Annotated in this window: 18 protein-coding genes and 1 tRNA gene; 16 read left to right on the top strand and 3 right to left on the bottom strand. The window is 71.3% G+C overall.

Annotated features, from left to right (window positions below; translation table 11 throughout):
- Positions 1 to 120 precede the first annotated feature (120 nt).
- From AB0424_RS14290 to AB0424_RS14275, 4 genes are read left to right on the top strand one after another with little or no spacing between them, the layout of a single operon-like run.
- Complete coding sequence (locus AB0424_RS14290; protein ID WP_366305114.1) at positions 121 to 1,560, top strand: aspartate aminotransferase family protein; 1,440 nt, start codon at positions 121 to 123, stop codon at positions 1,558 to 1,560.
- Positions 1,547 to 2,821, top strand: a complete 1,275-nt coding sequence (locus tag AB0424_RS14285) for a lysine N(6)-hydroxylase/L-ornithine N(5)-oxygenase family protein (RefSeq protein WP_366305112.1) — start codon at positions 1,547 to 1,549, stop codon at positions 2,819 to 2,821. The genes AB0424_RS14290 and AB0424_RS14285 overlap by 14 nt, the downstream gene beginning before the upstream one ends.
- Complete coding sequence (locus AB0424_RS14280) at positions 2,818 to 3,348, top strand: GNAT family N-acetyltransferase (RefSeq protein ID WP_366305110.1); 531 nt, start codon at positions 2,818 to 2,820, stop codon at positions 3,346 to 3,348. The genes AB0424_RS14285 and AB0424_RS14280 overlap by 4 nt, the downstream gene beginning before the upstream one ends.
- Positions 3,345 to 5,123: an IucA/IucC family siderophore biosynthesis protein gene (locus tag AB0424_RS14275; RefSeq protein ID WP_366305108.1), complete on the top strand. Its 1,779-nt coding sequence runs from the start codon at positions 3,345 to 3,347 to the stop codon at positions 5,121 to 5,123. The genes AB0424_RS14280 and AB0424_RS14275 overlap by 4 nt, the downstream gene beginning before the upstream one ends.
- Positions 5,124 to 5,178: 55 nt before the next feature.
- Here AB0424_RS14275 and AB0424_RS14270 read toward each other — a convergent pair whose 3' ends face one another.
- Positions 5,179 to 6,795, bottom strand: a complete 1,617-nt coding sequence (locus tag AB0424_RS14270) for a beta-N-acetylhexosaminidase (RefSeq protein WP_366305106.1) — start codon at positions 6,793 to 6,795, stop codon at positions 5,179 to 5,181.
- A gap of 207 nt (positions 6,796 to 7,002) precedes the next feature.
- On the opposite strand from AB0424_RS14270, the gene AB0424_RS14265 reads away from it, so the two are divergent.
- Positions 7,003 to 7,278 carry a hypothetical protein gene (locus AB0424_RS14265; protein ID WP_366305105.1) on the top strand — a complete coding sequence of 92 codons (276 nt, stop codon included), beginning with the start codon at positions 7,003 to 7,005 and terminating at the stop codon, positions 7,276 to 7,278.
- Between the two features lie 54 nt (positions 7,279 to 7,332).
- Entirely contained in the window at positions 7,333 to 9,150 is a 1,818-nt protein-coding gene (gene glmS / locus AB0424_RS14260; RefSeq protein ID WP_366305103.1) for a glutamine--fructose-6-phosphate transaminase (isomerizing), read from the top strand.
- Positions 9,151 to 9,338: 188 nt separating this feature from the next.
- Here glmS and AB0424_RS14255 read toward each other — a convergent pair whose 3' ends face one another.
- A complete protein-coding gene (locus AB0424_RS14255) occupies positions 9,339 to 9,902 on the bottom strand; it encodes a GPR1/FUN34/YaaH family transporter (RefSeq protein WP_366305101.1) in 564 nt (187 codons plus the stop codon).
- 226 nt (positions 9,903 to 10,128) lie between these two features.
- Positions 10,129 to 10,650, bottom strand: a complete 522-nt coding sequence (locus tag AB0424_RS14250; protein ID WP_015033782.1) for a universal stress protein — start codon at positions 10,648 to 10,650, stop codon at positions 10,129 to 10,131.
- A gap of 342 nt (positions 10,651 to 10,992) precedes the next feature.
- Between AB0424_RS14250 and AB0424_RS14245 the strand changes: the two genes are divergently transcribed.
- The 10 genes from AB0424_RS14245 (at position 10,993) to AB0424_RS14200 (ending at position 22,345) form a co-directional block, all read left to right on the top strand.
- The gene (locus AB0424_RS14245; RefSeq protein ID WP_366305099.1) at positions 10,993 to 11,370 is read left to right on the top strand and encodes a hypothetical protein; all 378 of its coding nucleotides are present in this window, start codon (positions 10,993 to 10,995) and stop codon (positions 11,368 to 11,370) included.
- Positions 11,371 to 11,782: 412 nt separating this feature from the next.
- Positions 11,783 to 12,946 (top strand): helix-turn-helix domain-containing protein, encoded by a 1,164-nt coding sequence (locus AB0424_RS14240; RefSeq protein ID WP_366305097.1) that lies wholly within the window; start codon positions 11,783 to 11,785, stop codon positions 12,944 to 12,946.
- Between the two features lie 119 nt (positions 12,947 to 13,065).
- A complete protein-coding gene (orn, locus tag AB0424_RS14235) occupies positions 13,066 to 13,668 on the top strand; it encodes an oligoribonuclease (protein WP_366305095.1) in 603 nt (200 codons plus the stop codon).
- A 117-nt stretch (positions 13,669 to 13,785) separates the two neighbouring features.
- Positions 13,786 to 13,858, top strand: a tRNA-His gene (locus AB0424_RS14230).
- 178 nt (positions 13,859 to 14,036) lie between these two features.
- Complete coding sequence (locus AB0424_RS14225; RefSeq protein ID WP_366305093.1) at positions 14,037 to 15,365, top strand: extracellular solute-binding protein; 1,329 nt, start codon at positions 14,037 to 14,039, stop codon at positions 15,363 to 15,365.
- Positions 15,366 to 15,370: 5 nt separating this feature from the next.
- Positions 15,371 to 16,300 carry a sugar ABC transporter permease gene (locus AB0424_RS14220; protein WP_366305318.1) on the top strand — a complete coding sequence of 310 codons (930 nt, stop codon included), beginning with the start codon at positions 15,371 to 15,373 and terminating at the stop codon, positions 16,298 to 16,300.
- Positions 16,297 to 17,121: a carbohydrate ABC transporter permease gene (locus AB0424_RS14215; protein WP_366305091.1), complete on the top strand. Its 825-nt coding sequence runs from the start codon at positions 16,297 to 16,299 to the stop codon at positions 17,119 to 17,121. The genes AB0424_RS14220 and AB0424_RS14215 overlap by 4 nt, the downstream gene beginning before the upstream one ends.
- A gap of 165 nt (positions 17,122 to 17,286) precedes the next feature.
- The gene (gene aspT / locus AB0424_RS14210) at positions 17,287 to 18,969 is read left to right on the top strand and encodes an aspartate-alanine antiporter (RefSeq protein WP_366305089.1); all 1,683 of its coding nucleotides are present in this window, start codon (positions 17,287 to 17,289) and stop codon (positions 18,967 to 18,969) included.
- 9 nt (positions 18,970 to 18,978) lie between these two features.
- Positions 18,979 to 20,682 (top strand): aspartate-alanine antiporter, encoded by a 1,704-nt coding sequence (aspT, locus tag AB0424_RS14205; RefSeq protein ID WP_366305087.1) that lies wholly within the window; start codon positions 18,979 to 18,981, stop codon positions 20,680 to 20,682.
- A 10-nt stretch (positions 20,683 to 20,692) separates the two neighbouring features.
- The gene (locus tag AB0424_RS14200; protein ID WP_366305085.1) at positions 20,693 to 22,345 is read left to right on the top strand and encodes a bifunctional aspartate transaminase/aspartate 4-decarboxylase; all 1,653 of its coding nucleotides are present in this window, start codon (positions 20,693 to 20,695) and stop codon (positions 22,343 to 22,345) included.
- Positions 22,346 to 22,412 lie beyond the last annotated feature (67 nt).

The following is a 22,412-nucleotide window of genomic DNA, read 5'->3' as shown; positions in this document are numbered from 1 at the left end:
CGGGGTTGGGGGGCCGTTGCGCTGTAAAATTAGGTTAGGCTAACCTAACTGCTGTTGATCGATCCCGCTTCGGCGTGACCTCAGCGTCCCCTTGGCGTTCCCTCCCGAAAGGGCCCCCGCATGCGCTCCCACCTGCTCAACGACGCCACGGCGGAGAGCTACCGGCGCTCCGTCACCGAAGGAGTCGAGCGGGTGGCGAGGAAACTCGCCACGACGCGAGGCCCCTTCACCGGCGTGACGCCCGCCGAGCTCGCCCCCGTCGTCGACGCCGTCGACCTCGACCGGCCGCTCGGCGACGCCTCCGCCGCCCTCGACGAGCTGGAGGACGTCTACCTCCGGGACGCGGTCTACTTCCACCACCCCCGCTACCTCGGCCACCTCAACTGCCCGGTCGTCATCCCGGCCGTCCTCGGCGAGGCCGTCCTCTCGGCCGTGAACTCCTCGCTCGACACCTGGGACCAGAGCGCCGGCGGCACGCTGATCGAGCGGAAGCTGATCGACTGGACGACCGGACGGATCGGCTTCGGCCCGGCCGCCGACGGCGTCTTCACCAGCGGTGGCACCCAGTCCAACCTCCAGGCCCTGCTCCTCGCCCGCGAGGAGGCCAAGACCGACGACCTGTCCCGGCTCCGCATCTTCTCCTCCGAGTGCAGCCACTTCAGCGTCCAGAAGTCGGCGACCCTCCTCGGCCTGGGCCGCGACGCCGTCGTCTCCGTCCCGGTCGACGCGAACAAGCGGATGCAGTCCGTCGTCCTCGCCGCCGAGCTGGAGACCTGCCGCGCCGAGGGCCTCGTGCCGATGGCGATCGTCGCCACCGCCGGCACCACCGACTTCGGCTCCATCGACCCGCTGCCCGAGATCGCCGCCCTCGCCGAGGAGTACGGCGCCTGGATGCACGTGGACGCCGCCTACGGCTGCGGCCTGCTGGCCTCCCTGACCCGCCGCCACCTCCTGGACGGCATCGAGCGCGCCGACTCGGTCACCGTCGACTACCACAAGTCCTTCTTCCAGCCGGTGAGTTCCTCCGCCGTCCTGGTCCGCGACGGCGCCACCCTGCGCCACGCGACGTACCACGCGGACTACCTGAACCCCCTGCGCACCGTCGCGGAGCAGATACCGAACCAGGTCGACAAGTCCCTGCAGACGACCCGCCGCTTCGACGCGCTCAAGCTGTGGATGACGCTGCGCGTGATGGGCGCCGACGGCGTCGGCGAGCTCTTCGACGAGGTCTGCGACCTGGCCCGGGAGGGCTTCGAGCTGCTCGCCGCCGACCCGCGCTACGACGTCGTGGTCGCGCCGCAGCTCTCCACCCTCGTCTACCGGTACGTCCCGGAGGGCGACGTGCCGGCGGCCGAGATCGACCGCGCCAACCTCCACGCCCGCAAGGCCCTGTTCGCCTCGGGCGAGGCCGTCGTCGCCGGCACCAAGGTCGACGGCCGCCAGTACCTGAAGTTCACCCTGCTCAACCCCGAGACCACCGCGGCCGACATCGCCGCCGTCCTCGATCTGATCGCCGGCCACGCCGAGCAGTACCTGGGAGAGAACCTTGTCCACGCCTGAGATCCACGACTTCATCGGCATCGGGCTCGGTCCGTTCAACCTCGGACTCGCCTGCCTGACCGAGCCGATCGACGAGCTGAACGGCCTCTTCCTGGAGTCGAAGCCCGACTTCGAGTGGCACTCGGGGATGTTCCTCGAAGGCGCCCACCTCCAGACGCCGTTCATGTCGGACCTGGTCACCATGGCCGACCCGACCTCGCCGTACTCCTTCCTCAACTACCTGAAGGAGAAGGGCCGGCTGTACTCGTTCTACATCCGCGAGAACTTCTACCCGCTGCGGACCGAGTACAACGACTACTGCCGCTGGGCCGCCGGGAAGCTCTCCTCGGTCCGCTTCTCGACCACCGTCGCCACCGTCGTCTTCGACGAGGCCGCCGAGGTCTACGCCGTGACCACCGAGGCCGGCGAGACCTTCCGCACGCGCCGGATCGTCCTCGGCACCGGCACCCCCGCGTACGTCCCCGAGACCTGCGCGGAGCTCGGCGGCGACCTGATCCACAACTCGCGCTACCTGCCGAACAAGGCGGAGCTGCAGAAGAAGCGGTCCATCACCCTGGTCGGCAGCGGCCAGAGCGCCGCCGAGATCTACTACGACCTCCTGAGCGAGATCGACGTCCACGGCTACCGCCTGAACTGGGTGACCCGCTCGCCGCGCTTCTTCCCGCTGGAGTACACCAAGCTCACCCTGGAGATGACCTCGCCGGAGTACGTGGACTACTTCCACGCGCTCCCCGAGCAGACCCGCTACCGCCTGGAGACCCAGCAGAAGGGCCTCTTCAAGGGCATCGACGGCGAGCTGATCGACGCCATCTTCGACCTGCTCTACCAGAAGAACCTGGACGGCCCCGTGCCCACCAGGCTCCTCACCAACTCCGCGCTGCACGACGCCGCGTACGACGCCGCCTCGGGGACGTACACGCTCGGCTTCCGCCAGGAGGAGCAGGAGAAGGACTTCACCCTGGAGACCGAGGGCCTGATCCTCGCGACCGGCTACAAGTACGCAGTCCCCGCCTTCCTGGAGCCGGTCCGCGACCGGCTCAACTGGGACGGCCAGGGCCGCTTCGACGTGGCCCGCAACTACGCGATCGACACGACGGGCCGCGGCGTCTTCCTCCAGAACGCCGGCGTCCACACCCACTCGATCACCTCGCCCGACCTCGGCATGGGGGCGTACCGCAACGCCTACATCATCGGCGCAATGCTGGGATACGAGTACTACCCCGTCGAGAAGACCATCGCCTTCCAGGAGTTCGCCGCATGACCGTCCAGATACGTCCCTTCGACCCGACGAAGGACGCCCGGCTGATCCACCCCTGGGTCACCCACCCCAAGGCCGCCTTCTGGATGATGCAGGGCGCGACGCTCCAGGACGTCGAGCGCGAGTACGCGGCGTTCAGCGCCCACCCGCACCACCACGTCTTCATCGGGCTGGTCGACGGCGAGCCCGCCTTCCTGATGGAGCGGTACGACCCGGCGCACCTGGAGCTGGTCGGGCTGTACGACCCGCTCCCCGGCGACGTCGGCATGCACTTCCTCGTCGCGCCCACGGACACCCCCGTGCACGGCTTCACCCGGACCGTGATCACCGCCGTCATGGCGGAACTGTTCGCCGACCCGACCACCCGGCGGGTCGTCGTCGAGCCGGACGTGGCCAACAAGGCCGTGCACGCGCTGAACGCGGCCGTCGGCTTCGTGCCGGAGCGCGAGATCCAGAAGCCGGAGAAGAAGGCCCTGCTGAGCTTCTGCACCCGTGCGCAGTTCGAGGCGGCCGTGGCGGTGGCGGCATGACCTTCACCGACCCCGTCGCCCACCTCACCCCCGAGCGCTGGGCCGACGCCAACCGCGCCCTCGTCCGCAAGGGCCTCGCCGAGTTCGCCCACGAGCGGCTGCTGAACCCGCAGGAGCTGGGCGAGAGCCGCTACCAGGTGCTCAGCGACGACGGCACGACCGAGTACCGCTTCACCGCGGACCGGTTCGCCCTCGACCACTGGCAGGTCTACCCCGAGTCGATCAGCCGGCACCGCGGCGACGAGCAGCTCCCGCTGGACGCGCTCGCCTTCGTCACCGACCTGCGCGGCGCCCTCGGCCTCAGCGACGAGATCCTGCCGGTCTACCTGGAGGAGATCTCCTCCACCCTGGCCGGCACCGCCTTCAAGGCGACCAAGCCGCCCGTCACCTCCGCCGAGCTGGCCCACGCCGGCTTCCAGGCCATCGAGACCGGCATGACCGAGGGCCACCCCTGCTTCGTCGCCAACAACGGCAGGCTCGGCTTCGGCGTCGACGAGTTCCGCGCCTACGCCCCCGAGGCCGCGAGCCCCATCCACCTGATCTGGCTGGCCGCGCGGCGCGACCGCGCCACCTTCACCGCCGGCGCGGACATCGACTACGACGCCTTCGTCCGCGCCGAGCTGGGCGACGCGGCGGTCGACGGCTTCGCGGCGGTCCTGGCCGCCCGGGGCCTGGACCTCGCCGACTACCTCCTGATGCCGGTCCACCCCTGGCAGTGGTGGAACAAGCTGTCCGTCACCTTCGCCGCCGAGGTCGCGCAGCAGCGTCTGGTCTACCTGGGCGAGGGCGACGACAGCTACCTGGCCCAGCAGTCGATCCGCACCTTCTTCAACACCTCCGACCCGTCGAGGCACTACGTCAAGACGGCCCTCTCGGTCCTCAACATGGGCTTCATGCGCGGTCTGTCGGCCGCGTACATGGAGGCCACGCCGGCGATCAACGACTGGCTGCACCAGCTGATCGAGTCGGACTCCGTCTTCGCGGCGGCCCGCTTCTCGATCATCCGCGAGCGGGCGGCCGTCGGCTACCGGCACCTGGAGTACGAGGCCGCCACCGACCGCTACTCCCCCTACCGCAAGATGCTGGCCGCGCTCTGGCGCGAGTCCCCCGTGCCGTCGCTGGCCGAGGGCGAGCGGCTCGCCACGATGGCCTCGCTGCTCCACGTGGACCACGCGGGCGCGTCCTTCGCGGGCGCCCTGATCAAGGAGTCGGGCCTGGAGGCGACGGGCTGGCTCCGCCGGTACCTGGACGCCTACCTCCTGCCGGTCCTGCACAGCTTCTACGCCTACGACCTGGCGTTCATGCCGCACGGCGAGAACGTGATCCTCGTCCTGGACGAGCAGGGCACGGTCGCCCGCGCGATCTTCAAGGACATCGCCGAGGAGATCGTCGTCATGGACCCGGCCGCGGTCCTGCCGCCGGCCGTGGAGCGCGTGCGCGCCGAGGTCCCCGAGGACATGAAGCTGCTGTCCGTCTTCACGGACGTCTTCGACTGCTTCTTCCGCTTCCTCGGCGCCACCCTGGCCGCGGAGGGCGTCCTCGACGAGGACTCCTTCTGGCGGACGGTCGCGGAGTGCGTGCGCGGCTACCAGGACTCCAAGCCGGAGCTGGCGGACCGGTTCGCCCAGTACGACATGTTCGCGGGGACCTTCGCCCTCTCCGCGCTCAACCGCCTCCAGCTGCGCAACAACCGGCAGATGGTCGACCTGGCGGACCCGTCGGCGGCCCTCCAGCTCGTCGGCGACCTGGTGAACCCGATCGCGCGGTTCGCCTGAGGGACCGACACGGCCCCGGCGGAGTACGGTCCTCCGCCGGGGCCGTCGTCATGCCCTACTCCGCCGGCCAGGGCACCTGGGGCGAGCGGTGGTAGGCGATGCCGAGGGCGTCGAAGCGGGGCGCCTGCTCGGCGAGGCGGACCTTGTAGGTCTCCCAGTCGTGGCTCGCCGCCGGTGACCAGCCCAGCTCGGCGATGCCCGGCAGCCGGGGGAAGGCCATCGTCTCCAGGTCGGACGAGGTGGCCAGCGTCTCGGTCCACAGCGGCGCCTCGACGCCCCGGACGGCGGACGCCGGGGCCCCGGCCAGGTAGGAGTCCGGGTCCCAGTCGTAGGAACGCCTGACCTCGACGTAGCCGGCCCAGGAGAGGCCGAGGGGGGTGTCCTTCGTGTACTTCATGTCGAGGTAGGTGCGGTCGGCGGGCGAGAGGACGAGCCCGGTGCCGCTGCGGGCCGCGGCGGCGACGCGCTCCTTCTCGGCGGCCGGGGTGCGGTCGAGGCCCCAGTACTGGACGAGGGCGCCCTCGGCGGGGGTGGCGCCGGTGAGCTGGTGCCAGCCGACGACGGTCTTGCCGTACTTCGCGACGACGGGCTGCACCCGGTCCATGAAGGCCGTGTAGTCGGCGTGGCTGGTGGAGTGCGCCTCGTCGCCGCCGATGTGGAGGTAGCGGCCGGGGGTGAGGGCGGCGATCTCGCGGATCACGTCGTCGACGAAGTCGTACGTGACGGGCTTGGACGCGCACAGGGAGCTGAAGCCGACCTTGACGCCGGTGTAGGGCGGCGGGGCGACGCCGTCGCAGTTGAGTTCGGCGTAGGAGGACAGGGCCGCGTTGGTGTGGCCCGGCATGTCGATCTCGGGGATCACCTCCTGGTAGCGGGCGGCCGCGTACCGCACGATCTCCCGGTACTGCTCCTTGGTGTAGAAGCCGCCGGGCCCGCCGCCGACCTCGGTGGCGCCGCCGTGGGCGGTGAGCCGGGGCCAGGAGTCGACGGCGATGCGCCACCCCTGGTCGTCGGAGAGGTGCAGGTGGAGGGTGTTGACCTTGTAGAGGGCGAGCTGGTCGATGTACCGCTTCACCTCGTCGACGGTGAAGAAGTGGCGGGAGACGTCGAGCATGGCGCCCCGGTAGGCGTAGCGCGGCGTGTCGGTGACGGTGCCGCCCGCGACCTTCCAGGGTCCCGGCTGGACGGTGCCGCGCTCGACGGCGGAGGGGAGCTGCTGGCGCAGGGTCTGGACGCCGCGGAAGAGGCCGGCGGGGGCGCGGGCGGTGAGGGTGAGGCCGTCGGGCGAGGAGGCGAGCCGGTAGCCCTCGTCGCCGAGCCCGGTGTCGTCGGGGGCGAGCCGGAGGCGGATGCCGTCGCGGGCGGCGTCCTCGTCGACGACGGGCAGCGGGAAGCCGGTGGCGGGGCGCAGCAGGCCGGCGAGGTAGCGGCCGAGGGCACGGGCCTCGGCGGAGTCCTCGTCGACGCCGATGCGGGTGGTCCGGGTGAGGGTGTACGGCTCGCCCTCGGGGGTGACGGAGGCGGGCACGGGCACGATGCGGCCCAGCGGGCGCACCTCGGGTTCGGCGGCGGGCACCCGGCCGCCCGCCGATGCCTCGCCGCAGGCCACTCCGGCGGCGGCGACCAGGAGGAGGGAGCCCACGAGGGCGGGGATCCTTCGGCGCTGTCTCACGGGCAAGCTCCCCTTCGGGCGATCGGCACGTCCGTATGTCCTTATATCCGCTGTCCGTACATCCGCTCGGTCCCCTGTGTACCGTTCACCCCCTTCGCCGATCAAGGTCTGGACCAACGGAGCCGTTTTCCTCGACGATCATGGCACTCCTGCCCGATTTCGGGCAGGATTCTTGCAAAGGGCCTGAGGAACCCCCAGTATCGACGGGTGCTCGAACGCCGCCCGTCGCACGACGACCTCATCGACCATCTGGTCCGCAGCACCGCGCTCCAGCGCGGTGAGGCCGCCCGGGTGGTGCTCGACGTGCTGGCGTACTTCGACGAGACGACCGAGGAGTTCGTCCGCCGCCGCCACCGCGAACTGCAGTCCGGCGGGGCCGTGAACGCCGAGATCTTCGAACGGATCGCGGCCGAACTGCCGCACCGGGCCGTGGCGCCGCAGGAGCTCTCGCTCCGGCAGCTGCGCCGCATCGTCTACGGCTGACGCCGCCGCGGCGGCCGGAAAGCACCATCACTGACCTGGAGGGGTTACAGCTATATGTGCGGAATTGTCGGTTACATCGGTAAGCGTGACGTCGCCCCGCTGCTGCTGGAGGGCCTGGCACGGCTGGAGTACCGCGGGTACGACTCGGCCGGCATGGTCATCACCAGCCCGAAGGCCGCCGGCCTGAAGATGGTGAAGGCCAAGGGCCGCGTCCGCGACCTGGAGGCCAAGGTCCCCAAGCGCTTCACCGGCACCACCGGCATCGCCCACACCCGCTGGGCCACCCACGGCGCGCCGAGCGACGTCAACTCGCACCCGCACCTGGACCCCGAGAACAAGGTCGCCGTCGTCCACAACGGCATCGTCGACAACGCCCAGGAGCTCCGCGCCAAGCTGGAGGCGGACGGCGTCGTCTTCGCCTCCGAGACGGACACCGAGGTCATCACCCACCTCATCGCCCGCTCCCAGGCCGACACCCTCGAGGAGAAGGTCCGCGAGGCGCTCAAGGTCATCGAGGGCACCTACGGCATCGCCGTGATGCACGCCGACTTCAACGACCGCATCGTGGTGGCCCGCAACGGCTCCCCGGTCATCCTCGGCATCGGCGAGAAGGAGATGCTCGTCGCCTCCGACGTCGCCGCCCTGATCGCCCACACCCGCCAGGTCGTCACCCTCGACGACGGCGAGATGGCCACCCTCAAGGCCGACGACTTCCGCACGTACACCACCTCGGGCGCCACCACCACGGCCACCCCCGAGACGGTCGAGTGGGAGGCCGCCTCCTACGACATGGGCGGCCACGACACCTTCATGCACAAGGAGATCTCCGAGCAGCCCGACGCGGTCGACCGCGTCCTGCGCGGCCGGATCGACGACCGCTTCTCCACCGTGCACCTGGGCGGCCTGAACCTGGACCCGCGCGAGGCCCGCACCATCCGCCGCATCAAGATCCTCGGCTGCGGCACCTCGTACCACGCCGGCCTCATCGGCGCGGGCCTCATCGAGTCGATGGCCCGCATCCCCGCCGACGCCGAGCCGGCCTCGGAGTTCCGCTACCGCAACCCGGTCGTGGACCCCGACACCCTCTACATCGCCGTCTCCCAGTCCGGTGAGACCTACGACGTGCTCGCCGCCGTCCAGGAGCTCAAGCGGAAGGGCGCCCGCGTCCTCGGCGTCGTGAACGTCGTCGGCTCGGCCATCGCCCGCGAGGCCGACGGCGGCGTCTACGTCCACGCCGGCCCCGAGGTCTGCGTCGTCTCCACCAAGTGCTTCACCAACACGGTCACCGCCTTCGCGCTGCTCGCCCTGCACCTGGGCCGCATCCGCGACCTGTCCGTCACCGACGGCAAGCGGATCATCGAGGGCCTGCGCAAGCTGCCCTCGCAGATCGAGGAGATCCTCAAGACCGAGGACGAGATCAAGAAGATCGCCGCCGAGTACGCGGGCGCCCAGTCGATGATGTTCATCGGCCGGGTGCGCGGCTACCCGGTCGCCCTGGAGGCGTCCCTCAAGCTGAAGGAGATCTCCTACATCCACGCCGAGGCGTACCCCGCCTCCGAGCTGAAGCACGGCCCGCTCGCCCTCATCGAGCCGGCCCTGCCGACGGTCGCGATCGTCCCCGACGACGACCTGCTGGAGAAGAACCGCGCCGCCCTGGAGGAGATCAAGGCCCGCAGCGGCCGCATCCTCGCGGTCGCGCACCAGCCGCAGGCGAAGGCCGACCACACCATCGTCGTGCCGAAGAACGAGGACGAGCTGGACCCGATCCTCATGGGCATCCCGCTCCAGCTCCTCGCGTACCACACGGCGCTCGCCATGGGCCGCGACATCGACAAGCCGCGCAACCTGGCCAAGTCCGTCACGGTCGAGTAGCGGCCTCGGGGCCTGTCCCCCCGAGCCGCGCCGCCGGGCCTGTCCCCCGGCGGTCCGACCGGACACGAGAGCGGTCCCCGTGCACACCCAGGTGCACGGGGACCGCTCTTTTCCTTCGAGGCCCGCTTCGCCTCCGGGGCGCTCCCGCAGCCCTTCGGCTCACTCGCCGGCCGGGTACGGCTGCCCGGTCAGCTCGCCGGGGCCGCGCTCCGGCTCGCCCGGCCGAGGGCGGTCGGCCAGCCGGCGACGGCCGCCGTGGCGCCGTACCAGGCGACGAGGCCGGCGACGGCGGCGACCCAGCCGCCCGCCTTCCCGAGGCCCCCGTTGTCGGCGAGCGCCCCTATGCCGAGCAGCAGGAGGGCGACGAACAACAGCCCGTACACGCCCTGCCCGAAGAGTCCGCTGCCCGAGGAGGCCAGCGTCAGCGTGAGCGCCAGGAGCGCCCACAGGAGCAGGAAGACCCCGGCGGCGTCGGCCGAGGCCCCGCCGCCCGTCGCGGTCCCCCAGGTGAACCAGAAGGCGCCGAGCGCCGCGAACGCCGTGCCCTCCCCCTTGTCGCCCGCACGGAGGGCGAGCAGGCCGACGAGGAAGAGCGTCACCCCGCCGACCCAGGTGGCGAGGCCCGCGGCGTCCGCTGCCGCGACGTTGTCGACCACACCGGTACCGCCCAGGCCGAAGGCCAGCAGGGTCAGTCCCAGTGCGAGGTTGCCGAGAGTGGAAGTGGTGTTTCCCGCGGCGACTTCGTTGTCCACGGCGGGCTCCCTTCAGATGCGCAGGTGTTCTGCGTGAGCTGCTGTGTTCCGGTGACCTTTATGTACCCTTCACAAGCGCACAATTCACCTGAGGAAGGCCGAATTTATGGCCGGATGACGGCAGTTGAGAAAGAAGAACGGCGAACCGCCGTATCCGAAGGGACCGTTGGGGACGCCGGGACTCGTGGGACCGCCCTGACGGGCGGGACCGGCGGACTGCGGGGAGCTACGGGATGACGATGACGGGCCGCTGGGCGCGGCGCGCGAGCCGGCCGGCCACCGAGCCGAAGATCCGGCCGACGATCCCGTGCGTGGAGCCGACCACGATCGCGTCGGCCGAGTACTCCCGGCCGACCTCCTCCAGCTCGTGACAGATGTCGCCGCCGCGCTCGACGAGGATCCACGGCACCTCCGAGAGGTGCTCGGCGCAGGCCAGCTCCAGACCGAGGACCTCGGTCCGGTGATCGGGGACGTCGACGAAGACGGGCGGCTCGCAACCGGCCCACACCGTGGTGGGCAGCCGGTTGGCCACGTGCACGATGATCAGGCCCGATCCGCTGCGCCTGGCCATGCCGATGGCGTACGCGAGGGCGCGCTCACTGGACGTGGAGCCGTCGAAGCCGACGACGACCCCGTGCCGGAAGGCCGGGTCGCAGGCGTGACGTGGCTGTTCGACCGCGAGGGGGTCGACCGTGGAATCGGCGACGCGCTTGCGGTCCGCGGGTTCGGGGAATTCGTGACCGGCCATCGGTGTCTCGGCGAAGAGGGTCCTCGTGCGAAGGGACGGGGAAAAGGGGGGACGAACGACGGGTGGCGGCGGAGCTGTGTCCGGGAATCATCTTCCCAACCCCATACCCCCAAGGGTACGGCGCCACTCCTCTCCTGCCCAGAGCCCGCAGTGCCACTCCTGGCGTGCCCGCCGCCCGCGGGCGGCGTTCCAGGGAGCATGCACGAGGGGCTCGGGATCTGGCAATGCCGGTTGTGCCCTACAGGCGTCCGTACGGGGGCCAAACGGACGTCGCCGAGAGTGACCGGAACGTTCCGTTCCTCGTTGCCACAGGTCCAGCCCACCGTCGCAGGGAGACCGCCCGTGCCCGCACCATCGACCGCCGCCGGCCAGACCTCCGCCGCCCACTCCGCCACCCTGGCCGCCCCCCTGGCCGCCCCTCGCGGACGGCGTCGCGCGCCCGCCCCGTCACCGTCCGCCGCCGTCGCCGCCACCCCGGAACCGGCGCCGGCCCCGGAACCGGGAACCGGAGGGCAGGCCGACGACGTCGTCCGCTGGGCGGCCTTCTGCTGCGTGCTGGTCCCGGTGGTGCTCGTCGCCTACGGCACCTCGCTCGGCGGGGCCGCCGGAACGGCGCTCGGACTCGTGTCGGTGACGGCCGCCTGCCGGGTCCTGCTGCGCCGCTCGGAGCGCGGTCTGCACGCCGAGAGCGTGCGCGGGAGGCGCCGCCCCCGCGCCTGAAGGGGGTCCGGGGCGCTCCGACCCCCGTCGAGTTGACAGGTTCGTACACCCGAACCCATATGTTTTCAGCCAAGTTCCATTCGTCGGCGCGTCCTTGGCGGAACGATTGCCCAACCCCGGTACGGAGAGCGGCGGAAGCCCCGCCCCACGCCCCCGCACCCCCATGTACGGGGTCGTTCCCGGTCGGACCGCGTTCTCGGCGGCTCTCGGACCGGAGAGTTCGCCATCGATCGCTTCGCGCCAAGTTGCCTTGTCGACAATCCACCGGATGGAGAACTTGTCACGCCGGCGCCACGGGACACAGTAGATTCGATCATGGGTACCGAAGACTGGGGTCTCGTGCAAAACCGAGGGGAAACGTGCAGGAGCGACACGACCAGGGAGACGCGAACACCGAGGGGGGCTTAGCGTCATGAGCCAGGACTCCGCCGCACCGGAGGCCGCACGGAAGCTGTCCGGGCGCCGCCGTCGCGAAGTCGTCGCGGTGCTGCTGTTCAGTGGCGGCCCCATCTTCGAGAGCTCCATCCCGCTCTCCGTGTTCGGCATCGACCGGCAGGACGCCGGAGTGCCCCGATACCGGCTGCTCGTCTGCGCCGGCGAGGACGGCCCGCTCCGGACCACCGGCGGGCTCGAACTCGCCGCGCCGTACGGCCTGGAGGCCATCAGCCGGGCGGGCACCGTCGTCGTCCCGGCCTGGCGGTCGATCACCTCGCCGCCGCCGGCGGAGGCACTCGAAGCGCTGCGCCGGGCACACGAGGAGGGCGCCAGGATCGTCGGACTCTGCACCGGTGCGTTCGTGCTCGCCGCGGCCGGCCTGCTCGACGGCCGCCCGGCGACCACGCACTGGATGTACGCGCCGACGCTCGCCAAGCGCTACCCGTCGGTCCACGTGGACCCGCGGGAGCTCTTCGTCGACGACGGGGACGTGCTGACCTCCGCCGGCACCGCGGCCGGAATCGATCTGTGTCTGCACATCGTGCGGACCGACCACGGCACCGAGGCCGCGGGCGCGCTGGCGCGCCGGCTGGTCGTCCCGCCGCGGCGCAGCGGCGGTCAGGAGCGCTACCTCGACAGGTCTTTACCCGAGGAGATCGGCGCCGACCCGCTGGCCGAGGTCGTCGCCTGGGCGCTGGAGCACCTCCACGAGCAGTTCGACGTGGAGACCCTGGCCGCTCGCGCGTACATGTCACGGCGGACGTTCGACCGCCGGTTCCGCTCGCTGACCGGTTCGGCCCCCCTCCAGTGGCTGATCACCCAGCGGGTGCTCCAGGCGCAGCGGCTGCTCGAGACCTCCGACTACTCGGTCGACGAGGTCGCGGGCCGGTGCGGCTTCCGCTCCCCCGTGGCGCTGCGCGGCCACTTCCGGCGCCAGCTCGGCTCCTCGCCGGCCGCGTACCGGGCGGCGTACCGCGCCCGGCGGCCGCAGGGCGAGGCGGGCACGGTCGTGCTCGACCCGGTCGTGCCGGTGCAGGTCCCGGCGGCCGTCCGGCGTCCGTCGGCGGAGCCGGGCAAGCCGCAGTCCGACGTGTACGCGCCGGGACGCGCTGCGCTGCCCGGCCAGCGCAGCGCGCCGTAGCCACGGACCCGCACGGCCACAAGCCGCGCACAGCAGGACCCACGGGCGCCCGGGGACACCTTCCCCCGGGCGCCCGTCGGCCTGCTCCGCCCAAGGTCGACACCCCCTAAGGTGGACACATGAACGATCGCATGGTGTGGATCGACTGCGAGATGACCGGGCTCTCGCTGACGGACGACGCACTCATCGAGGTGGCCGCGCTGGTCACCGACTCGGAACTGAACGTGCTCGGCAACGGGGTGGACATCGTGATCCGCCCGCCGGACGCGGCCCTGGAGACCATGCCCGAGATCGTGCGCCGGATGCACACGTCCTCGGGGCTGCTCGACGCGCTCGCCGACGGCACCACGCTCGCCGACGCGGAGGCCCAGGTCCTCGCGTACATCCGCGAGCACGTCAAGGAGCCCGGCAAGGCGCCGCTGTGCGGGAACTCGGTCTCCACCGACCGCGGCTTCCTCGCCCGCGACATGCCGGCCCTGGAGGGCCACCTGCACTACCGGATCGTCGATGTGTCCTCGGTCAAGGAGCTGGCCCGCCGCTGGTACCCGAGGGCGTACTTCAACAGTCCGGAGAAGAACGGCAACCACCGGGCGCTCGCCGACATCCGCGAGTCCATCGCCGAGCTGCGCTACTACCGCGAGGCGGTCTTCGTCCCGCAGCCCGGCCCCGACTCGGAGACCGCGAAGCAGATCGCGGCCCGCCACGTCGTGCCCGCCGAATAGTCCCTGCTCGCGCCCCCGGAAACCCCCTCGGGAAAACGCGGGCGCGAGCACCCTCCGGGACCCTGTAGACTTCTTCTCGGCCGGTCAGGGAAACCTTCGGGAAAACCTCCGGGCATGGTGGGTATAGCTCAGCTGGCAGAGCACCTGGTTGTGGTCCAGGATGTCGCGGGTTCAAGTCCCGTTACTCACCCTGAAGGCCGAGGCCCCGGTTCGAAAGAACCGGGGCCTCGGTCGTTTACCCCTGCCCCACGAGCAGGTGAGGGCCGTCCGTACGTCGTCGAGGACGTTCGACGGCGTACCTCCGGACGGGTGGCGCCGCCGGACCGGCTCCCCGCCCCCGGCGCTCCGGCCCACTACGGTCGGGGTCCATGGGCAGGAGGAGCGGCGCCGCGTTCCGGGGCCTCCTCGCCCTCCTCCTGGGCTCCGCGCTGCTCGCCGGCTGCGCCGCGGACCCCGCCGAACCGACCCCGCGGAGCGTCGGACCGGAGGTCGACGGCGCCGGACGGCCCGTCACCCTCACCGTCGGGGTCTTCGGCACCTTCGGCTACCAGGAGGCCGGGCTCTACGACGCCTACATGCGGCTCCGCCCCGACGTCGCCGTCCGGCAGACCGTCCTCACCCGCAACGACGTCTACTACCCGCAGCTGCTGACCCACCTCACCGCCGGCTCCGGCCTCGCCGACGTCCAGGCCGTGGAGGTCGGCAACATCGCCGAGGTGCTCGCCACCCAGGCGGAGCGGCTCGACGAGCTCGGCACCGCCCCCGGCGTCGACCGGGGCGCCTTCCTGCCGTGGAAGTGGGCGCAGGGCACCGCCCCCGACGGGCGGACGCTCGCCCTCGGCACCGACATCGGACCGCAGGCCGTCTGCTACCGCAAGGACCTCTTCGCACGGGCCGGGCTGCCCGCCGACCGGGAGGCCGTCGGCCGGCTGTGGGCCGGGGACTGGCGCAAGTACCTGGCGGCCGGGATGCGGTACCGCGAACGGGCCCCGCAGGGCACGGCCTTCACCGACTCCGCCTCCGGGGTCCTCGCGGCGGTCACCGGCAGCGTGACCCCGCGCTACTACGACGAGCGCGGCGAGCTGATCGTGGCGGAGAACCCCGCCGTTCGGGGGGCCTGGGACCTCGCCGCCGCCTTCGCCCGGCAGGGGCTGACCGCCCGGCTCCAGCAGTTCACCCCCGGCTGGGACCAGGCGTTCGCGAACGGGGCGTTCGCCGCCCTCGCCTGCCCCGCCTGGATGCTCGGCTACATCGAGGACAAGGCGGGCCCGGCCGGGCGCGGCCGGTGGGACATCGCCCCCGCGCCCCGGCCGGGCAGCTGGGGCGGCTCCTTCCTCGTCGTGCCGTCGGCGGGCCGGCAGCGGGCGGAGGCGGCCCGGCTCGCGGCCTGGCTGACCGCGCCCGCCCAGCAGGCGCGGGTCTTCGCCCGCCGCGGCAGCTTCCCCAGCGCCTCGGCCGCCTACTCCCTCCCGGAGGTCGCCGACGCCCGTCACCCGTACTTCGGCGACGCCCCGGTCGGCGCGCTCTTCGCCCGGGCGGCGCTGGGCGTCCCCCGCGCCCCCATCGGCCCGAAGGACGCCCTGGTCTCCCAGACCCTCGCCGACGTCGGCATGCTCCAGGTCGACCAGGCGGGCCGCTCCCCGGACTCGGCCTGGCGGGCGGCGATGAGGGCGATCGACAACGCGCTGGACCGGTGAGCGCCGTGACCGACGGCCGGTCCGTGCCCCGGCGCACCCGTACGGGCTCCCGCTGGGCGCCGTACGCGCTGGTCGCGCCGTTCTTCGTGTTCTTCGGCGCCTTCGGGCTGCTGCCGCTGGCCGCCACCGCGTGGGCGTCGCTGTACCGGATGGAGCTGACCGCGCCGGACGAGCGGGAGTGGGTGGGGCTGCACAACTACGCCCGCCTCGCCCACGACGAGTTCTTCTGGAACGCGCTGGCGAACACGGTCACGATCGGGATCCTGGCCACCGTCCCGCAGTTGCTGCTCGCGCTCGGGGTGGCGCACCTGCTGGACGTCCGGCTGCGGGGCCGGGGCGCGCTGCGGGTGGTGGCGCTCGCCCCGTACGCCACCTCGGTGGCGGCCGCCACCCTGGTCTTCGCGCTCTTCTTCGGCCGGGACCACGGGATGGCCAACTGGGCGATCGGACTGGTCGGCCTCCCCCCGGTCGACTGGCAGAACGGCCCGTGGGCGTCCCGGTGCGCGGTGGCGTCGATCGTCGTCTGGCGCTGGACCGGCTACAACGCGCTGATCTATCTGGCGGCGATGCAGACGGTTCCGCACGAGTTGTACGAGGCGGCGGCGCTGGACGGGGCCTCGCGATGGCGGCAGTTCCTGCACGTGACGCTGCCGGGGCTGCGGCCGGCGCTCGCCTTCACGGGGCTGGTGTCGACGATCGGCGCGATGCAGCTGTTCGGGGAGCCGCTGCTGTTCGGCAGCGGGGCGGGGGCGACGGGCGGCGCGGACCACCAGTTCCAGACGCTGGGGCTCTATCTGTACGAGCAGGGCTGGGTCAACCTCCACCTGGGGCGGGCCGCGGCCATCGCCTGGACCATGCTGCTGATCCTGGTCGTGGTGTTCGGCGCGGTCCGGCCGGCCCGGACGTTCCTGGCGCGCCGGGAGGCGGCGCGATGAGGACGGAGAAGGCCGGCTGGGGTACGTACACGCTCCTCGCGCTCTTCGCGGCCGTCTCCCTGTTCCCGCTGGTGTGGACGGCGGTGGCGGCCTCGCGGACGAACACCCGGCTGGCGGCCACCCCGCCGCCCTTCCGGTTCGGGCGGAACCTGCCGCGGAACGTGGAGATCGCCTGGACCGACGCCCGGCTCGGCGAGGCGCTGGCGAACACCGCCCTGGTGGCCGGGGCGGTCGCCGCCGGCACCGTGCTCTTCTCCACGCTCGCCGGCTTCGCCTTCGCCAGGCTGCGGTTCCGCCTGCGGGGCGTCCTGCTGCTGCTCGTGGGCGCGACGATGCTGATCCCGCCCCAGCTGGGCGCGGTGCCGCTCTATCTGATGATCGCCCGGCTGCACTGGACGGACGAGCTCCAGGCCGTGGTCCTGCCGTCGCTGGTCTCGGCCTTCGGGGTCTTCTTCATGCGCCAGCACCTGCTGCGGGCGCTGCCGCCCGAGCTCCTGGAGGCGGCGCGGATGGACGGGGCGGGGACGGCCAGGACGGTGTGGCACGTGGTGCTGCCGGCGGCGCGCCCGGCGATGGCGGTCCTCGCGATGCTGTCGTTCGTGGCGGCGTGGAACGACTTCTTCTGGCCGGTGCTCGCGCTGACGCAGACCGGCAACCCGACGGTGCAGGTGGCGCTCACCGGACTGGGCCGGGGCACGGTCCCCGACCAGTCGGTGGTGATGGCGGGTGCGCTGCTCGGCACGCTGCCGCTGCTCGTCGTCCTGGCGCTGTTCGGCCGGCACATCGTCGGCGGGGTGATGCGGGGCGCGGTGAAGGGCTGACCTCCGTCGAGCTCTGCCGACCTCCGTCGACCTCGGTCGATCCCCGTCGCCGGCGTCTCACCCGTACGGGCGAGGCGTCGATCCACTTCCCCCCCTTACCCCTGCTAGCTTCCCCCTATGTCCAATATCTTCACTTTTCAGCCGTCTTGGGTGGGGTGAGGCCGGGTGGGAGTCCTGCGTGACAACCCCGAACTGGCCCTCTTCCTCTGCCTCGCCGCCGGCTACCTCGTCGGCAAGCTCCGCGTCGGCCCCATCACCCTCGGCGGCATCTGCGGCACCCTCATCGTCTCGCTGCTGGTGGGCGCCTGGGCCGAGGTCACCGTCTCCGACGACGTGAAGACGATCTTCTTCGCCCTCTTCATCTTCTCCCTCGGCTACCTGGCCGGCCCGCAGTTCTTCGCCAACCTCAACAAGAAGAGCCTGCGCTTCTTCGCCCTCTGCCTGATCGAGGTCGTCTCCGTCGTCGGCATCGCCCTCGGCCTCGCCGAAGCCTTCGACCTCGACGTCGGCACGGCCGCCGGCATCCTCGCGGGCGCCGCGACCGAGTCCGCGGTCGTCGGCACGGCCACCGAGGCCATCGGCAACCTCCCCGGCCTGACACAGGAGCAGATCTCCCAGTACCAGGGCCACGTGGCCACCGCGTACACCGTCTGCTACCTCTTCGGCCTCGTCACCATCGTCATCTACACCAGCCAGATCATGCCGATGATGCTCCGCATCAACCTCCGCGACGCCTCGCGCGCGCTCTGGGAGCGGATGCGCGGCGGCGGGGGCGGCCTGGAGTCCGACGAGCTGGAGGCGCTCCCGAACATGGTCGGCCGGACGTTCCTGGTCACCCAGGCGGACGGCGCCAGGGTCGGCGACCTGGAGCGCGCGCTCGGCGGCCGGGTCACCGTCGAGGCGGTGAAGCGCGGGAGCAAGGTCCACACCCCTCCCCCGCCGGACTTCGAGCTGACCCTCTCCGACCTGGTGCTCGCCGTCGGCCGGCGGGCCAACATCATCGAGGCGGGCCGGGCCATCGGACCGGAGACCCCGGCGATCCCCGGTCTCGACACCCCGCTCGCCACCACCCAGGTCTCGCTCACCGACAAGGGAGCGGTCGGCAAGTCCCTCGACACCCTGACGAAGGAGCACCCGGAGTTCTCCACCGGCGGGGTGTACGTGACCGACGTGCTGCGCAACGAGCAGCACCTGCCGGCGACCCCCGAGACCGTCGTCCACCGCGGCGACGTGCTCACCCTGGTCGGCGCCCGCTCGGGCCTCGGCAGCCTGGCGGCCAAGGTCGGCGCGACCGTCAGGAACGACGCCACCGACTTCGTCTACCTGGGGTTCGGCATCGTCTGCGGCTCACTGCTCGGGCAGGTCGTCGTCGAGTTCGGCGACGTCCCGATGTCGCTCGGCACCGGCGGCGGCTGCCTGGTCTCCGGCCTGCTCTTCGGCTGGTTCCGCTCCCGCACGCAGACCTTCGGCGCCTTCCCCCCGCAGGCCGCCACCACCCTCAAGGACATGGGCCTGGCCATCTTCATCGCCTGCACGGGCCTGGTGTCGGGCCCCCAGGCCGGGCCCCTGCTCAAGGAGTACGGCGCGCTGCTCCCGTTCGCGGGGATCGCCATGGTCCTGGTCCCGGCGACGCTCTCGCTCCTCGTCGGCCGCAAGCTGCTGAAGATCGAGAAACCCCTTCTGATCGGCGCCATCGCGGGCCAGCAGTGCTCGACCCCGGCGATCACCTCGATCACCCAGGTGGCCCAGAGCTCCGTGCCGATGCTCGGCTACACGATCACGTACACGCTCTCCAACTTCCTCCTCCCCCTGACCGGCCCGCTGCTCGTCGGCATCCTGGGAGCGTGAGGAGCCCCGATGATCGACTTCCTCAACCGGAACATCTTCCAGCCCCACCCCGAGCTGCTCGTCTTCATCACCGTCGCGCTCGGATTCCTCTTCGGCAAGCTCCGCTACAAGGCGATCGCCCTCGGCGCCGTCACCGGCTGCCTGGTGGCCGGCCTGCTGCTGGGGGCGCAGTTCAAGGTCACGATCGACGGCACGGTGAAGAACCTCTTCTTCACCATGTTCCTCTTCGCCCTCGGCTACAAGGTGGGCCCCCAGTTCTTCCGGGGCCTGAAGAAGGACGGACTGCCGCAGGTCGTCAACGCCGTCGTCGTCTGCGTGACGGGCCTCCTCGTCTCCTGGGGCTTCGCCGTGATGCTGGGGTACGGACCCGGGCTGTCGGCGGGGCTCCTCGGCGGCGCGCTCACCCAGTCGGCCGTCATCGGTGTCGCCCAGGACGCCATCGGCAACCTGCCGGGGCTCTCCCCCGAGCAGATGAAGACCGAGGAGAACCTGGTCGCCATCGGCTACGCGGTCACCTATCCGCTCGGCACGATCCTCTGCGCGATGCTCCTCGCCAACGTCCTGCCCAAGCTCTACAAGCGGGACCTGGCCGCCGAGTCGGCCCGGCTCGCGAAGGAGCTGGACACCCCGGGCGACGACCCCGACCTCGGCGAGGGCTACTACGAGGTCGTCCTGCGCGCCTACGAGCTGAGGAACTCCCCCCTGGCCGGCCGGACCATCGACGACTTCGAGAACCAGCAGAAGGAGCTCGGGCACCGCATCTACATCACCCGGGTGCGGCGCGAGGGGCGGATCCTCGACCACGACCAGGGGACCGTCCTGCGCTCCGGCGACGTGGTCGCCGTCAGCGCGCTCCGCGGTTCGCTCGTCGCGTTCGACGCCCGCGCGCACATCGGTCCGGAGACCGACGACGTGGAGCTGCTCGGGTACCGCACCGAGACCCTGCACGTCGTCGCCTCGGACAAGGAGCAGCTCGGGAAGACCGTCGCGGACCTGCGCCGCGAACCCTTCATGGTCGGTGTGTACATCGACCGGATCTACCGCTCGGGAGCGGAGTTCCCGTACCGGCTCACCACGACGCTGGAGCGCGGCGACACGGTGATCCTGACCGGCCCGAAGCGGCTGGTGGACCCGGCGGGGAAGGCCATCGGCAAGCCGGTTCCCACCTCCTTCGCCACCGACATGCTCTGGGTCGGCCTCGGCATCTTCCTCGGCGGCTGCATCGGGATCCCGGCGCTGACGGTGTCGGGGGTGCCGATCTCGCTCTCCACCTCCGGCGGGGCGCTGATCATGGGCCTGGTCTTCGGCTGGATCCGCGGCCGCTACCCGACGTACGGCAACGTGCCGCCCGGTGCCCAGTGGTTCATGGACACCCTCGGCCTCTGCCTCTTCGTCGCGGTCGTCGGCATCAACGCGGGCCCCAGCTTCACCAGCGGCCTGTCCACGGCCGGCTGGGGGCTCCTCCTCTGGGGCGCGGTGGCGACGGTGGTCCCCCTGATCGTGGGCTTCCTCGTCGGCCACCACGTCCAGGGGATCCGCTTCCCGATCCTGATGGGCGTCCTGGCCGGCGGCCAGACGACGACCGCCGCGATCGGGGCGATCAACGAACAGGCGAAGTCCCAGATCCCGACCCTCGGCTACACGATCCCCTACGCGGTGGGCAACGTCCTGCTGACCATCTGGGGCGCCGTCATCGTCATCCTCAACCACTGAAGGACCCACCGTGCCCAAGACCACGTTCACCCGCGAGGAGATCCGGTCCTTCGCGCAGCTCTCGCCGTTCGAGCTGAAGGACAAGTTCATCCAGATCGCCCAGGCCGCCCAGGCCGACGAGCCCGGCCAGAAGGAGAAGTCGCAGACGCAGATGCTGAACGCGGGCCGGGGGAACCCGAACTGGGTCGCCACCGGCCCCCGGGAGGCGTTCCACGCGCTCGGCTACTTCGCCCTCTCGGAGTCGCGCCGGGTGTGGACCGCCGACGACCTCGGCGGCATGCCGGAACTCGCCGGCTCCGGCGACCGCTTCGACGCCTTCCTGCGGCAGCACCCGGGCCTGCCCGGGATCGAACTGCTGCGGAAGTGCGTGGAGTACGCGGTCGAGCGCTTCGGCTTCGACAAGGACGCGTTCGTGCACGAGCTGACCGACGGCTCGATCGGCGACAACTACCCGGTGCCGGACCGGATCCTCGCCCACACCGAGCGGATCGTGCGCGGCTACCTCCACGACGAGTTGTTCGACAAGCGCCCGCCCGCCGACGAGCTGTCGCTCTTCGCGACCGAGGGCGGCACGGCCGCCATGTGCTACATCTTCGACTCGCTGATGAAGAACGGGATCCTGAGGAAGGGCGACCGCATCGCGCTCATGGTGCCGGTCTTCACCCCGTACATCGAGATCCCCGAACTCGACGACTACGAGTTCGACGTCGTCACGGTCGAGGCGAGCCTCTTCGCGGAGGCGGGCGTGCGCGAGTGGCGCTACCCGACCGAGGAGGTCGACAAGCTGGCCGACCCGTCGGTCAGGCTGGTCTGCCTCGTCAACCCCTCCAACCCGCCGTCGCTGGCGCTCAGCCGACGGGTGACGGACCAGATCAAGGACATCGTCGCCACACGGAACCCGAACCTCCTGATCGTCACGGACGACGTGTACGGCACGTTCGTGGAGGGCTTCCGGTCGCTCGCCGCGGACCTGCCGCGCAACACGCTGCTCGTGTACTCGTACTCCAAGCACTACGGCTGCACCGGCCACCGGCTCGGCGTCATCGGCGTCCACGCGGACAACGTCGTCGACGAGATGCTGGCGAACCTGCCGCAGACCGAGAAGGACCGACTGGACAGGCGGTACGCCACGCTCAGCCTGGAGCCGGAGAAGATCCGGTTCGTCGACCGGCTCGTGGCCGACTCGCGTCAGGTCGCCCTCAACCACACCGCCGGGCTCTCGCTGCCCCAGCAGGTGATGATGGCGCTCTTCTCCCTCTTCGACCTGCTGGACGAGGGCCAGAACTACAAGGAGAGGATCCGCGCCATCGTGCGCCGCCGGCTCGACCTGCTCCTCGAAGGCGCCGGGATGAAGATCGCCGACGATCCGCGGCGGGCCTGCTACTACATCGAGCTCGATCTGCTCGCGGAGGCCGGCCGGGTGCACGGGAAGGAGTTCGCGGACTTCCTGGTGAAGAACTACGAGCCCGTCGACCCGCTGTTCCGGCTGGCCGAGCAGACCAGCGTCGTCCTGCTCAACGGCGGCGGCTTCGACGGCCCCGAGTGGTCGGTGCGGGTCTCGCTCGCCAACCTCGACGACCTCGACTACCTGAAGATCGGTCACCACCTGCGGGCGATCTTCGACGACTACGCGGACGAGTGGAAGAGCTCACGCGCCTCGTAGCGGAGAGAGGGAAGGGCGGACAGGGGTGCGCGCCCCGGTCGGGGTGGGGTGGTACCGACCGGGGCGC

This window comes from Streptomyces sp. NPDC051180 (genome assembly GCF_040689545.1).
GTDB lineage: Bacteria > Actinomycetota > Actinomycetes > Streptomycetales > Streptomycetaceae > Streptomyces.
Note: the sequence above shows the minus strand (reverse complement) of the source record. Positions and strands in the feature narration are given on the sequence as shown.